This window comes from Pseudomonas protegens CHA0 (assembly GCF_000397205.1).
Taxonomy (GTDB): domain Bacteria; phylum Pseudomonadota; class Gammaproteobacteria; order Pseudomonadales; family Pseudomonadaceae; genus Aquipseudomonas; species Aquipseudomonas protegens.
In genome coordinates, this window is the sequence record NC_021237.1 from 1,489,226 (window position 1) to 1,502,371 (window position 13,146).

General features: G+C 63.7%; 9 protein-coding genes. 3 read left to right on the forward strand and 6 right to left on the reverse strand.

Annotated elements, in window-relative coordinates; genetic code table 11:
* Positions 1-269: 269 nt before the first annotated feature.
* Positions 270-2,450, reverse strand: a complete 2,181-nt coding sequence (locus tag PFLCHA0_RS06680; RefSeq protein WP_011059644.1) for a hypothetical protein — start codon at positions 2,448-2,450, stop codon at positions 270-272.
* Between the two features lie 198 nt (positions 2,451-2,648).
* On the opposite strand from PFLCHA0_RS06680, the gene PFLCHA0_RS06685 reads away from it, so the two are divergent.
* A complete protein-coding gene (locus PFLCHA0_RS06685) occupies positions 2,649-3,545 on the forward strand; it encodes an NAD(P)-dependent oxidoreductase (RefSeq protein ID WP_015634414.1) in 897 nt (298 codons plus the stop codon).
* Here the strand turns inward: PFLCHA0_RS06685 and PFLCHA0_RS06690 are convergent.
* Positions 3,436-5,715 (reverse strand): putative bifunctional diguanylate cyclase/phosphodiesterase, encoded by a 2,280-nt coding sequence (locus PFLCHA0_RS06690; RefSeq protein WP_015634415.1) that lies wholly within the window; start codon positions 5,713-5,715, stop codon positions 3,436-3,438. The two genes, PFLCHA0_RS06685 and PFLCHA0_RS06690, sit on opposite strands and share 110 nt — an antisense overlap.
* Before the next feature lie 142 nt (positions 5,716-5,857).
* The gene (locus tag PFLCHA0_RS06695) at positions 5,858-6,226 is read right to left on the reverse strand and encodes a YkgJ family cysteine cluster protein (RefSeq protein WP_015634416.1); all 369 of its coding nucleotides are present in this window, start codon (positions 6,224-6,226) and stop codon (positions 5,858-5,860) included.
* Between the two features lie 328 nt (positions 6,227-6,554).
* On the opposite strand from PFLCHA0_RS06695, the gene PFLCHA0_RS06700 reads away from it, so the two are divergent.
* The gene (locus tag PFLCHA0_RS06700) at positions 6,555-7,937 is read left to right on the forward strand and encodes a spinster family MFS transporter (protein WP_015634417.1); all 1,383 of its coding nucleotides are present in this window, start codon (positions 6,555-6,557) and stop codon (positions 7,935-7,937) included.
* Positions 7,938-8,021: 84 nt separating this feature from the next.
* Here the strand turns inward: PFLCHA0_RS06700 and rapA are convergent, their stop codons facing one another.
* Positions 8,022-10,871 (reverse strand): RNA polymerase-associated protein RapA, encoded by a 2,850-nt coding sequence (gene rapA, locus PFLCHA0_RS06705; RefSeq protein WP_015634418.1) that lies wholly within the window; start codon positions 10,869-10,871, stop codon positions 8,022-8,024.
* Positions 10,872-11,089: 218 nt separating this feature from the next.
* Between rapA and PFLCHA0_RS06710 the strand changes: the two genes are divergently transcribed.
* Positions 11,090-11,431 (forward strand): hypothetical protein, encoded by a 342-nt coding sequence (locus PFLCHA0_RS06710; RefSeq protein ID WP_011059650.1) that lies wholly within the window; start codon positions 11,090-11,092, stop codon positions 11,429-11,431.
* Here the strand turns inward: PFLCHA0_RS06710 and PFLCHA0_RS06715 are convergent.
* Together PFLCHA0_RS06715 and PFLCHA0_RS06720 are read right to left on the reverse strand one after the other, a co-directional pair.
* On the reverse strand, positions 11,428-12,630 hold the full coding sequence (locus PFLCHA0_RS06715) for an aminotransferase class V-fold PLP-dependent enzyme (protein ID WP_015634419.1): 1,203 nt from the start codon (positions 12,628-12,630) through the stop codon (positions 11,428-11,430). The genes PFLCHA0_RS06710 and PFLCHA0_RS06715 overlap by 4 nt on opposite strands.
* The gene (locus tag PFLCHA0_RS06720; protein WP_015634420.1) at positions 12,630-13,100 is read right to left on the reverse strand and encodes a RidA family protein; all 471 of its coding nucleotides are present in this window, start codon (positions 13,098-13,100) and stop codon (positions 12,630-12,632) included. The genes PFLCHA0_RS06715 and PFLCHA0_RS06720 overlap by 1 nt, the downstream gene beginning before the upstream one ends.
* Positions 13,101-13,146 lie beyond the last annotated feature (46 nt).

Sequence of the window (13,146 nt, forward strand, 5' to 3'; positions counted from 1 at the left end):
TGCACCGATAAGGGGCAGGTTTTTGTCGGACAAAAGTGTGTAGCCGAGTAACCGTGAATCCAGTGATGGCACCTTGCCGTAGAGAAAGGCCCCACGGGCTTTTCTCTCAGGGTGACGTTCACGGAAGGGGAACAGTTTCAAGCGCAGCCGACGAGCTGCTTAATTGTTTCGCGATGTGAGTAAATTGACCATTCGCCAGCCAGCCGGCTCCCACAGGACAGCAGGTTTTTCCCTGCCGTGCAGGAGCCGGCTGGCCGGCGAAGCCCTTCTTAATACGCGGTCTTGCCTGTGTGACTGTTGAGCGAGATGACCCGGGTCTTGCCGATACGGTGGCGGTAGATTTCCCGCAGGTACTTGATGGCCTTCTTCACGCAATCCCGGGACAGGCGGATGTCGTTGATCGAGACGAACTTGTCCTTGTCGTTGATCAGCTCGCGGTACTTCTTCTCGTACATCGGCTTGATCGCATACCAGTTGGTGTCGAGGATCTTCGCCGGGTTCTCGAATTCGTTGAGCAGATCGTCGATGCGGTCTTCATCGAACTGGTCACTGACGATGAAATCCAGCACCGAGTTGTCCAGGGTGTCGTCGAAGCGGTACGGATTGCGCGCAAAGCAACGCTTGATAAAGGCCACGATCAGGGTCAGGAAGTCATCCGACAGGCACGGGCTCTTGGCGATCAGGGTGGTCAGCGACAGGTTGGCCGAAGCGCCGATCACCAGCGCATAGCGCTTGAGGGTGGTGTTGGGGAACAGGCTGTTGAGGTGGGTCTTGAGCCGGTTCAGGTCCATGTAGGACAGCTTGTAGTCCTTGGGCAGGGACACGATCGATACCACCGACGAGCAGTTCTTGAAGAAGTGCAGGTCATGCAGCGCCGCGGCGTCATAACCCGAAGCCTTGTATTGCTCCAAGGCCGCGCGGTAGCGCTTGGACTCGATCGGCAGCAGGCTGATGCCCTCGATGGCCTGGGTCACCTTGTTGAAGTGCGGCAGATCGATGGAGCGGAAGAACAGGTCGTCGATGTTCAGGCGCTGGGGTTCTTTTTCGAACACCTTGAACTTGTCGCCGGTGGGCACCGGCTGCTCCGGCACCACGGACTCGGCATAGGCGATCGCCACCGGGCCAGCCAGGCTCATGAACAGGTCGTTGGCATCCAGGCGGATGGTTTCGCCGATGTCGATGCCGGCCCGCCGGAAGTAGTTCTGGTCGTAGTCGGTGGTCACCGCCTGGGCGGTGAGGATGTTGAAGATCTGCTGGGAGATGTACTGGTTGGCGTGCTTCTCCATGGCGTTGACGTCGATGTTCTGGATGTTGCCGTCATCGCTTTCTTCGGCGTAGCGCATGATGTCGTTGGAGATCAGCATCATCGCGTTCCAGGGGCGGATCCGTCCCATCACGCTGGCTTCGCTGCTGTCTTCATTGTCGAAGTTGTAGGAGAAGTCCCACTCTTCCGAAAGGTACTTGCACAGCAGGCGGCCGGCGTTGATGTGCAGCGCCTCGGACATTTCGCTGCGATGGTCCGAAATGTTCGGCAGCACGCAGATGCCGCTGGTGAAGATCGGCTCGAAGACGAAGGAGTGCCCGCTCTTGCTGTCGTGCTCGTCCATCGGTTTGGTGTCGAAGGTCTTGTTCATGTACGAGTACTGCTGGGCCAGGCCGAACTCCGAGGCCATGCCCGAACCGGTACCGCCGCCGGCACTGAAGATCGAGAAGTACAGGCGCGACTGGTTGGCCTTGATCCCGCAGGAGTCGATCAGGTACGAGTGGATCATCTTCCAGTCGGGGCTGGAGAAGCGCTGGGTGTCCTTGTTGAGGATGATCTTGGCCAGGTATTGGCCGAGGATCGGCGCGTTACCGGCGCCACCGGCGTGGACTTCCGAGAGGTCCATGATCTTCATCTTGCTGTAGTCGCGGATGAAGCCGCTTTTCTCGCCCTTGCGCGAGAAACGGATGCGCCCGGCAATGTCCTTGTCCAGGTCGCCGAGCATCACCAGCGGTTCCACCAGGAACACCGGCTTGCTGGCCTTGTTCTGGCCCAGGCGCAGGTTCTGGCGGATCCACTGGCCGGGGCTGTAGCCGCCTTCGTAGGCCTTGTCTTCGTTATTGAATTCGTTGAGGTAGAACTTGCGGGCGTTGTACACCAGCTCGGCCACATCCAGGGCGATGTTGGAGCCGCAGCGGCCCAGCCCGATCAGGCAGACCGACGGAAATTCCTGGTCGCGACGGTTGTCCGGCTCGCCTTCCAGGTGCGGTGGCCGCGGGAACACCGTGTCGCGCAGACCGTCGAGGTTGTCGAGGATGCGGTCGGTATTGGTTTCGGTGAAATACAGGTACTGCTGAGTCGACAGGGGGCGTGAACTGGACAATGGCTTCGGGTCTGAGGGGCTAGTTGTGGGGGAGGTCAGCGTCATCTCGGAGACTGCGTTGGCAGGTTTGTTCTTAGAAGTCATTGTGCGCCATATGCCTGGTCAGGTTGGCTCGTGGACGAGGTGTCGTCGAACCATCACGGAATGGGACCTCGTCGCTGCGTGGAGCGCGAATTTTGCCCAAGGCGTCAGGGTTTTTTCTTAGCGACGCTCGGGGGAATCCTTTCCTGAATCATGATGAATCGGCCAGTATTCGGTGATCTTTAATCAAATGAGGGCAATATGATGTCAGCGTTACCTTCACTCGGCTTTGCCGGAATCGGCCTGATGGGCTTGCCGATGTGCCGCCGGCTGCTGGCGGCGGGCTATCCGCTGACGGTGTGGAACCGCAACCCGGAAAAATGCGCGCCCCTGGTGGCTGCCGGGGCGCGACAAGTTGCCACGCCGGCGCAGCTGTGCGCCGATGCCGACCTGATGCTGATGTGCCTGGCCAATACCGAGGTGGTGCGCGAGGTGGTGTTTGGCCCCGAGGGTATCGCCCAGGGCGCCCGGGCCGGTCAGCTGCTGCTGGACCTGTCCAGCCTGGAACCCACGGCTACCCGGGAAATGGCCGCCGAACTGGCCGCAAGCCGCGGCGTGGCCTGGGTCGATGCGCCGGTGTCCGGCGGTACCCCGGGCGCCGAGGCCGGCAGCCTGGCCATCATGGTTGGCGGTGAGGCGACGGACGTCGAGCGGGTGCGGCCAGTGCTGCTGACCCTGGGGCAGCGGGTCACGCACATGGGGGCGGTGGGCGCCGGGCAGGTGACCAAGGCCTGCAACCAGATGATCGTCGCCTGCAACGCCCTGGTGATCGCCGAGGTGGTGGCCCTGGCCGAGCGCTCGGGGGTGGATGCGCGGCTGATCGCCGAGGCCCTGGCCGGTGGCTTTGCCGACTCGAAACCTTTGCAGATCCTGGCCCCGCAAATGGCTGAAAGCCGGTTCGAGCCGGTGAAGTGGCATGTGCGCACCCTGCTCAAGGACCTGGATGGAGCGGTGAAGTTTTCCCGCGAACAAGGCTCGGCGACGCCGATCAGCGGATTAGCTGCGCAGTTGATGCGTCTGCATGGTGGGCAGGGCTATCTGGAAAAAGATCCAGCGACCCTGGTTCGCCTTTATCGGGACCCGGCGCCCGCGGATTGATCGGCGCGGCGTGGCGCTGGTCGAGCTCCTCCAGCACCCCGCGCAACTCCCGCAGCGGCACCGGATGGCTGAGCAGGTAGCCCTGCAGGTAGTCGCAGCCATGGTGCTGGAGAAACGCTTGCTGTTCCGGGGTTTCGACCCCTTCGGTGACCACCTGCAGGTGCAGGGTGTGGGCCATGATGATGATCGCCTGGACGATCTCCATGTCCTGGGTCGACTTGGGGATGTCCTGGATGAACGAGCGATCGATCTTCAGGGTGTTCAGGGGCAAGCGCTTGAGATAGGCCAGGGATGAGTAGCCGGTGCCGAAGTCGTCGATCGACAGCGACACCCCCAGCCCGCGGATCTGCTTGAGCAGCGCCAGGGTGCTGGCAATATTGCCCATCAGGGCGTTTTCCGTGACTTCCAGCTCCAGCCGCTGCGGCGCCACCTGGGCCTGGCGCAGGGCGCTTTCGATCTCCCCGGCGAGCTCTTCGCGGGTCAGGTTCAGGGCCGAGCAGTTGACCGCGATCTTCAGTTCGCCACCGCCATGGCGCGACAGGTAGGCCAGGTCCGCGCAGGCCTTGCGCAGCACCCAGTTGTCCAGCTCGGCGATCATGCCGTTGGCTTCGGCAATGGAGATGAAGCGATCCGGGGTCAGCAGCCCATGTTGCGGGTGCTGCCAGCGGATCAGGGCTTCGAGCTTGGTGACCCTGCCGCTCTTGAGGTCGTAGATAGGTTGGTAATACAGCAGCAGGCCCTGGTCGTCGCGCAGGGCGTTGCGCAATTCCTCTTCCAGTTGCAGTTCCAGGGTGGCCCGGGTCTTGAGGTGGGAGTTGAAGAAATGCAGGCTGTTGCGCCCGCAATCCTTGGATTGATACAGGGCCAGGTCGGCGTTCTTGAGCAACTCCTCGCAGGTCTTGCCGTCATCGGGGAAGACGCTGATGCCGATGCTGGTGGTCATCACCATGCGTCGCCCCCCCAGTTCGATCGGCTCCTTCATTTTCAGCATGATGCGCTGGGCCATCTGCCGGGCTTCTTCGCGGTCGTACAGATTGATGAGGATGCAGAACTCGTCGCCGCCCAGGCGTGCCACCACGTCTTCATGGCTGCGGGTGGAGCTCTTGATATGCCCGGCGATGACTTTCAGCAACTCGTCCCCGGCATCGTGGCCGAGGCTGTCATTGATGCGCTTGAAGTGGTCGATGTCGAGGAACATCACCGCCAGCATGCCGCCAAAGGTAGTTTTCTCGATGAGCTTTTCGGCGAACAACTGGTTGAAGCCGCGGCGGTTGATCAGGTTGGTCAGGGCGTCGTAGTGGGCCACCTGCTGCAGGGAAACCCGGGCCTGGTCCAGTTGCGAAAGCAGGGCGTTGACCCGCCGCAGGTCCCGCTCCTTGTGTTGCAGCTTCTTGTCGGCCAGGGCCGCGCTGATGCCGCTGCCGATGATCAAGAGCACGATCGCGCTCAGGGTCAGGCCCAGTTGCAGATGCCCATCGGATGCGGCGGGGGCGGGCAGGCTGCCGGCGGGCAGCACCAGGGTCATGGCCCAGATGCCGGTGAAGTGCATGAGCACGATGGCAGCGCCCAGCACCAGGCTGCTGGCGTACTTGAGCAACTGGTGGAACATGCCGCTGCCTTCGCGCAGGTGACGGGACAGCAGCAGCGCCGCCAGGCTGCAGGCGATCGCCACCAATACCGACAGCGCCATCAGTAAGGGGTCGTAGTACAGGCTGGCGCTGCTGCGCATGGCCGCCATGCCGACGTAGTGCATGGCGGCGATGCCCAGGCCGATCCAGATCGAAGCAACGCCATAGCGCCACAGCGGCATGTGCGCGTGGCTCAGGGTGTTCATCGCCAGCCAGGCGGCGACCAGCGCGATCAGGAGCGACAGCAGGGTCAGGGGCAGGTCGTAGTGGATCTGCAGCGGCGCCTCGAACGCCAGCATGGCGATGAAGTGCATGGCCCAGATCCCCCCGGCCAGGCAGCAGGCTCCGACCCAGCGCCACAGGCGCTGGCTGGCCGGTCGTTCGGCATGACTGACACGTTCGGCCATGTCCAGGGTGGCGAAGCTGGCGGCACAGGCTACCAGGTAGGCCAGAAGCACCAGAACCGGGTTGTGGGTGCAATGCAGGACCACTTGCCCGGCCTGAGGAAGCTCGGTAATGAAATGCACGCCCAGCCAGTCCATAGCCTGCCCATCTCTGAGTCATCTGAGGTCGGCGGAGCCGCGCGCCAACGAGTGCTTGGAGTATAGAAGGCACCCGCTGGCTGCAATGGGAGGTGGCACGCTGCTGCTAATGATTTGCTTATGGGCCCTATCGCCAAAGGTGCTAAGCGCTTTCCTCGTACCAGGGCTCGGTGTCCGCCGGTTCCAGGGGGGCCAGGCCGAAGGCGGCGCGGGCGGCGTCGCAGTCGCTGTTGGGCTGGCCGTCGGTCCAGGAAGCCTCGAACTCGCGGCACGGGCTGGAGCGCTGGTCATAGATCGAACAGCTCACACCCTGGCCGACCTCGCCTTCAAGGGCGATGCAGCGCGGGGATTTGCAGTCGGTTCCGAGCATTGCCACCCGGCTGGGGCTGATACTTTGCACCAGCTCGTCGGGGACAGTCCCGCCGGATGAGGCGCATTCGCCCCAGAAAAAAGACACACGAAAGTATGAACAGCAGGCACCGCAATTCAGACACGGACTGGCTTCGGACATTGGCGTATTCGATGGGGGAGGGGTTGATAAGGGGGGCTGGCAAGGCGGCTATTCTAGGCTTCGCATCGGCCTTGGGAAGGGGGGGCGCAAGGTATTTTTTCGGCCTTGGCCAAGCCCTTGAAAAGACTGGGAAAGGCCCGGGTAGCGGGGGCTGTGGCGAAGTTCGGGCGGCTTGTTCCGGGGAGCCGCAAGTGCCATCCCCGCGCCTGCCTGCGATGCCTTGGTATCAGGCTGGCGAATGATTACAGACAGCGTGGGTGCGGCTGACTAGATTGCAGCTTCCAGGCCCGCTCGCGTCTGGCCCAATAACAATAAAAGAGATCGATCCATGGATAATTCGACTCAAGCGGCAAATGCCTGGCGCATTCTGTTCCTGTTGTTTTTGGCAAACCTGTTCAACTTCTTCGATCGCACCATCCCCGCCATCATCATCGAGCCGATCCGCATGGAATGGCACCTGAGCGACTTCCAGCTGGGGATCATCGGCACCGCCTTCACCATTGTCTATGCCATTGCCGGCTTGCCCCTGGGGCGCCTGGCCGACACCGGCTCGCGCAGCAAGCTGATGGGCTGGGGGCTGGCGGTGTGGAGCGGGCTCACCGCGGTCAACGGCATGGTCGGCAGCTTCTGGAGCTTTTTGCTGGTGCGCATGGGCGTGGGGATTGGCGAGGCCAGCTACGCCCCGGCCGCCAACTCGCTGATCGGCGACCTGTTCCCCGCTCACCGCCGGGCCCGGGCCATGGGCATCTTCATGCTCGGCCTGCCTCTGGGGCTGGTGCTGGCGTTCTTCACCATCGGTGCCATGGTCAAGGCCTTCGACAGCTGGCGGGCGCCGTTCTTCATTGCGGCGGTACCAGGGCTGGTGCTGGCGGTGTTCATGTTCTTCATCAAGGAACCCAAGCGCGGCGCGGCGGAAACGGTGAAAGTGGCCCAGGTGCGGATTGACCGGCCCATTCGCCGGGTGCTGGCGATACCGACCTTTCTCTGGCTGACTCTGGCCGGGCTGACGTTCAACTTCGCCACCTATGCCTGCAACTCGTTCCTGGTGCCGATGCTGCAGCGCTACTTCCTCATGCCCTTGCAGGAAGCCGCCATGGCCACCGGGCTGATCGTCGGGGTGACCGGCCTGGTGGGCCTGACCCTGGGCGGCTGGATCGCCGACAAGATTCATCAGCGGGTAGCCAATGGTCGTTTGTTGTTCGCGGCCTGCAGCCTGATCATCTCGACCCTCGCCACCGGATGGGCACTGCATGCCGGGCGGGTGGAGGTCGGGGTGTTCGTCGCGGTATTCAGTGTCGGCTGGCTGTTTGCCTACAACTTCTATACCTGCGTCTATACCGCCCTGCAGGATGTGGTCGAACCGCGCTTGCGCGCCACCGCCATGGCCTTGTTCTTCGCCGGCCTGTACCTGTTGGGGGGCGGCTTGGGGCCGGTGGTGGTGGGGGCGCTCTCCGACCACTTCGCCCATTCGGCAATGTATGCCGCAGGCGCAGAGCTGATGACCGAAGAGTTCAAGGCCATCGGTCTGCACGATGCGATGTACCTGATTCCCGTGGCCCTGTTCCTGACCCTGCTGTTTCTGTTCCAGGCAGCACGCTGTTTTGTCCGTGACGCCCAGCGGATGAAAGAGGGGCTGGCCTGTGGGAATGCCGCTGATGCCCCAGCAGAGGTGAGTCTGCCGGCGATCAACGATGGTGCAGTGAGCCGCTAGGGCGCGTTGCTGCATTGGCAGGCGACAGGCAAAAAAAAGGCCCGCACAGTGCGGGCCTTTTGTTCAGTGCTGACAACCGGGCTATCAGCCCGCCACCAGCACCCGGATCGCTTCCAGGCGCAGGGCGGCTTTTTCCAGCATGGCCAGGCCCTGTTCGCGCTGTTGACGCAGGGCCACCAGCTCGCTGTCACGGACAGTCGGGTTGACCGCCTGCAGCGCGGTCAGGCGCGCCAGTTCTTCGTCGGTGTCGGCTGCCAGGCGGCGTTGCGCCTCGGCCACACGTTCGGCGTGACGCGGTGCGACCTTGGCTTCGCCGGCGTTGATCTTCGGCGCCAATTGATCGCGCTGGGCCTGGATGAACTTGTTGGCGCTGGCCTTAGGCACGCTTTCCAGCTGGTCGTTCAGGGTCTCGAAGGCGACCCGCGCCGACAGGTCGTTGCCATTGGCGTCCAGCAGGCAGCGCAGGGCAGCCGGCGGCAGGTAGCGGCCCAGTTGCAGTGAGCGCGGGGCGACCACTTCACTGACGTACAGCAGCTCCAGCAGCACGGTGCCGGGTTTGAGCGCCTTGTTCTTGATCAGCGCCACGGCGGTGTTGCCCATGGAGCCGGACAGCACCAGGTCCATGCCGCCCTGCACCATGGGGTGTTCCCAGGTGATGAACTGCATGTCCTCGCGAGACAGCGCCTGGTTGCGGTCGTAGGTGATGGTCACGCCTTCGTCGTCGCCCAGGGGGAAGCTGGCGTCGAGCATCTTCTCGCTGGGCTTGAGGATCAGGGCGTTTTCCGAATGGTCCTCGCTGTCGATGCCGAAAGCGTCGAACAGGGTTTCCATGTAGATCGGCAGGGCGAACTGGTCGTCCTGTTCGAGGATCGCTTCCACCAGGGCGTCGCCTTCGCCGGCACCACCGGAGTTCAACTCCAGCAAGCGGTCGCGACCGGTGTGCAGCTCGGCTTCCAGGCGTTCACGCTCGCCACGGGCTTCGTCGATCAGCGCTTGCCACTCGCCGTCATCGGCATTCTCCAGCAGCGGCAGCAGGCGCGGGCCGAACTGATGCTGCAGGGCGTTGCCGGTCGGGCAGGTGTTGAGGAAGGCGTTCAGGGCTTCGTGGTACCACTGGAACAGGCGCTCTTGCGGGCTGGTTTCCAGGTACGGCACGTGCAGTTCGATCACGTGCTTCTGGCCGATCCGGTCGAGACGGCCGATACGCTGCTCCAGCAGGTCCGGGTGCGACGGCAGGTCGAACAGCACCAGATGGTGGGCGAACTGGAAGTTGCGGCCTTCACTGCCGATTTCCGAGCAGATCAGCACCTGGGCGCCGAACTCTTCATCGGCGAAGTAGGCGGCGGCACGGTCACGTTCGAGGATGTTCATGCCCTCGTGGAATACCGTGGCCGGGATGCCGGAGCGCACGCGCAGGGCGTCCTCCAGGTCCATGGCGGTTTCCGCGTGGGCGCAGATCACCAGCACCTTGGTGCGCTTGAGCATTTTCAGCTGGTCGATCAGCCACTCGACCCGCGGGTCGAACTTCCACCAGCGCTGTTCGTCATCGCTGACGTCGGGCTGGGCCTGGAAGCTGACTTCCGGGTACAGCTCGGCGTGTTCGCCCAGGGGCAGTTCCAGGTATTCGTCCGGGCATGGCAGCGGGTAGGCGTGCAGCTTGCGCTCGGGGAAACCCTGCACCGCGGCGCGGGTGTTGCGAAACAGCACGCGGCCGGTGCCGTGGCGGTCCAGCAGTTCACGCACCAGGCGTGCGCTGGCTTCGCTGTCGCCGTCGTTGACCGCGGCCAGCAGGGCTTCGCCTTCGTTGCCGAGGAAACCGTGGATGGTCTTGTGCGCCTCGGGAGACAGGCGGCCTTTATCCATCAGTTCCTGCACGGCTTCGGCCACCGGGCGGTAGTTCTCGCTCTCGGCGCGGAAGGCCGCGAGGTCGTGGAAACGGTTCGGGTCCAGCAGGCGCAGGCGGGCGAAGTGGCTGTCCTGGCCCAGTTGTTCCGGGGTTGCGGTCAACAGCAGCACGCCGGGAATGGTCTCTGCCAGCTGTTCCACCAGGGCGTATTCCGGGCTGACCTGGTCTTCGTGCCACACCAGGTGGTGGGCTTCGTCCACCACCATCAGGTCCCAGCCGGCGGCGAACAGCGCGTCCTGGGCCTTCTCGTCGTCCACCAGCCACTCCAGGGCCACCAGGGCCAGCTGGGTGTCTTCGAACGGGTTGCTGGCATCGCTCTCGATAAAGCGTTCTTCATCGAACAGTGCCACTTGCAGGTTGAAGCGCCGGCGCATCTCTACCAGCCACTGGTGCTGGAGGTTTTCCGGTACCAGGATCAGCACCCGGCTGGCGCGACCCGAGAGCAGTTGGCGATGGATCACCAGGCCGGCCTCGATGGTCTTGCCCAGGCCCACTTCGTCCGCCAGCAGGACCCGCGGCGCGATGCGGTCGGCGACTTCACGGGCAATGTGCAACTGGTGGGCGATGGGTTGGGCGCGCACGCCACCCAGGCCCCAGAGCGAGGACTGCAGCTGGCGGCTGGTGTGTTCCAGGGTGTGGTAGCGCAGGGAGAACCAGGCCAGCGGGTCGATCTGCCCGGCGAACAGACGGTCGCTGGCCAGACGGAACTGGATGAAGTTCGAGAGTTGGGTTTCCGGTAGGGTGACGGCTTCGTTCTGCCCGTTGAGGCCGTGGTAGACCAGCAGGCCGTCGACATCATCGACTTCCTGTACGGTCATTTTCCAGCCTTCGAAGTGGGTGATGCTGTCACCCGGAGAGAACCTCACGCGAGTGAGGGGCGCATTCCGTAGCGCATACTGGCGGGTGTCGCCAGTGGCCGGATAGAGCACGGTCAGCAAGCGACCGTCCTGTGCCAGAACGGTGCCTAAACCCAGCTCGGCTTCGCTGTCACTAATCCAGCGTTGCCCCGGTTGATACTGCTGCGCCATGCTGCCTGACTCCCGCTTTGAAAAAGCCGACTATCTTAACGGAACGACGCTTCCAGTCCAAAGAACTCTGATCAATCCCCTGGATTAAAAGGTAGCGTACGGCGTGCATTCGTCGGGTAGCGGGGCACTATCGGCTGACGACTGGGTCACAGTTTTGCGACCGATGGCTCAAGTCGCCCATGCCGCAGCCGACAGCCTGCCGACAGGAGACCAATAATATGCTGCCACCGATGCTCCCCTTGAGTGCCGTGCCGATCACCGCCCAGCAGGATCCGATCCGCCAGCGACCGGACATCCCGCCTGTGGTACCGGTGCAGGAAAGCTCCAACGAAAGCACCATCGACCTGCAAAAGCGCGACCCCGAGGAGTCCGCCCTGCTGCTGCGCGAGGAACAGCGGCGCCAGCAACAGAAGCAGCGCCGTGAGCGTGAGGCCGAGGACGACCCCGAAGAGCACCTGGCAGTGCCCGGCGATGAACTGAACGCCGACAACACCGTGCCGGTGGTGCCGTTGATCGAAGATGCTCCGCGCCAGGGCCTGTGGGTGGATGTCGAGGTCTAGGAGCGCTTGTTCCCCGCCAGTTCCCCGAGGGCCTGCAACAGGCGCTCGATTTCCTCTTGTGTATTGAAGTAACTCAAGGCGATCCGGGCAATGTTGCCCAGGCCTCGGGCCTGCATGTCCAGTGGTGTGTAGTTGACGCCATTGGCGCCGATATTGATGCCGCGCCGCGCCAGTTCCTCCTTGAGTGCCAGCCCGTCCCAACCTTCGAGAGTGAAGGCGATCAGGCCCGATTGCTGCCCCGGGCTGCCCAGGTCCTGGAGTTGCAGGCCGGGCAAGCGCTGCAGCTTCTTGCGCAGCGGCTCGCTCAAGGCACTGATCCTTTGCGCAATGGCGGCCACGCCGATGCTTTCGAACTCCTGCAGGGCATTGGCCAGGCCAGCCAGCAGCACCATCGACACTTCACTGGTTTCAAAGCGCCGGGCATCGTTGCGCAGAGCGAAGCCCTGGCCGTCCCAAGGCGCCGACAGCACATCCCGCGGCAGCGGATTCAACTGCTCGAGGAAGCCGGGCCTTATATAGAGCAGGGCCGTGCCTCGCGGGCCGCGCAGGTACTTGCGCCCCGCGCCCTTGAGCACATCGCAGTTGAGCGCCTGCACGTCGCAGGGCACCTGGCCCAGAGCCTGGCCGGCATCGATGAAGTAGGGGATGTGCCATTGGCGCGCCAGTTGGCCGATGGCTGCGGCCGGGTTGATCAGCCCGCCATTGGCCGGTAGCCAGGTCAAGGCGATGAGGCGCACCCGGGAGTCGAGCATGGACTCCAGCGCCGGGACTGAAACCGCACCGTGGCTGTCACAGGGAATGACTTCCAGCTGCGCGCCGGCGGCCACGGCCGGGGCCATGCAGGCCAGGTTGCCGGCCCATTCCTGGCGCCCCACCAGGATCCGGTCGCCCGGCTGCCAGGCGGGCAGGGCGTTGAAGGCCATGCCCCAGGCCGCCGAACCACTGCTGGTAAAGGCGATGGCTTGCGGGCAGGTGTTGAGCACTCGGGCGGCGGTCTGTCGCGCCTGCTCCTGCAACTGGGCGCCGGCGCCCGCCGCTTCCATCGGCCCGCTGTGGGCCTCCCGCTGCAGTTGCCCGGACATGGCGTCCAGGGTGCCCTGGCTGGGCAGGGACCCCCCGGCATGGTTGAAGTGACAGACCCGGGTGCAACCCGGTGTGGCCGCCCGTAGCCGGGCGATGTGGTCCGGGCTCAGGGGCATCACGGCTTGAGCTCGAAAATCCCGTCGACCTCCACGGCGACGCCGGCAGGCAGGCTGGCGACGCCCACCGAAGTGCGGGCATGCCGGCCTTTCTCGCCCAGGGCATTGACCAGCAGGTTGGAGGCGCCATTGGCGACCTGGCCATGGCCCTTGAAGTCGGCGCTGGCGGCAATGAACACCCCCAGCCGGCTGATGCGTTGCAGCCGCGACAAGTCGTCACCCAGGGCCGCCGAGAGTTGCGCCAGCAGGGCCAGGGCCGCCAGTTCCGCGGCCTGGGCACCTTGCTCGATGCTGAGGTTGTCACCGAGCCGGCCCAGCAGATGGGGATGCTGCTCTGCTTGCGGTGTTTGCCCGGAGATGAACAGCAGGTTCTGGCTCTGGGTATGGTTGACGTAGTTGGCAATCGGCTGGCCGGGGATCGGCAGTTCCAGACCCAGTTGTTGCACTCGTTGCTGCAGAGAGTCGCGCATGGCAAGTCCTCGAATGGAAGGCTTGCAGCATCGGTGTTCAGGCTGG

What these genes read in the sequence shown, in the direction of transcription:
- PFLCHA0_RS06690 (WP_015634415.1), bottom strand. Translation starts at nt 5,715, where the DNA reads ATGGACTGGCTGGGCGTGCATTTCATTACCGAGCTTCCTCAGGCCGGG.
- PFLCHA0_RS06710 (WP_011059650.1), top strand. Translation starts at nt 11,090, where the DNA reads ATGCTGCCACCGATGCTCCCCTTGAGTGCCGTGCCGATCACCGCCCAG.
- PFLCHA0_RS06715 (WP_015634419.1), bottom strand. Translation starts at nt 12,630, where the DNA reads ATGCCCCTGAGCCCGGACCACATCGCCCGGCTACGGGCGGCCACACCG.
- PFLCHA0_RS06680 (WP_011059644.1), bottom strand. Translation starts at nt 2,450, where the DNA reads ATGACTTCTAAGAACAAACCTGCCAACGCAGTCTCCGAGATGACGCTG.
- PFLCHA0_RS06695 (WP_015634416.1), bottom strand. Translation starts at nt 6,226, where the DNA reads ATGTCCGAAGCCAGTCCGTGTCTGAATTGCGGTGCCTGCTGTTCATAC.
- PFLCHA0_RS06720 (WP_015634420.1), bottom strand. Translation starts at nt 13,100, where the DNA reads ATGCGCGACTCTCTGCAGCAACGAGTGCAACAACTGGGTCTGGAACTG.
- PFLCHA0_RS06685 (WP_015634414.1), top strand. Translation starts at nt 2,649, where the DNA reads ATGATGTCAGCGTTACCTTCACTCGGCTTTGCCGGAATCGGCCTGATG.
- rapA (WP_015634418.1), bottom strand. Translation starts at nt 10,871, where the DNA reads ATGGCGCAGCAGTATCAACCGGGGCAACGCTGGATTAGTGACAGCGAA.
- PFLCHA0_RS06700 (WP_015634417.1), top strand. Translation starts at nt 6,555, where the DNA reads ATGGATAATTCGACTCAAGCGGCAAATGCCTGGCGCATTCTGTTCCTG.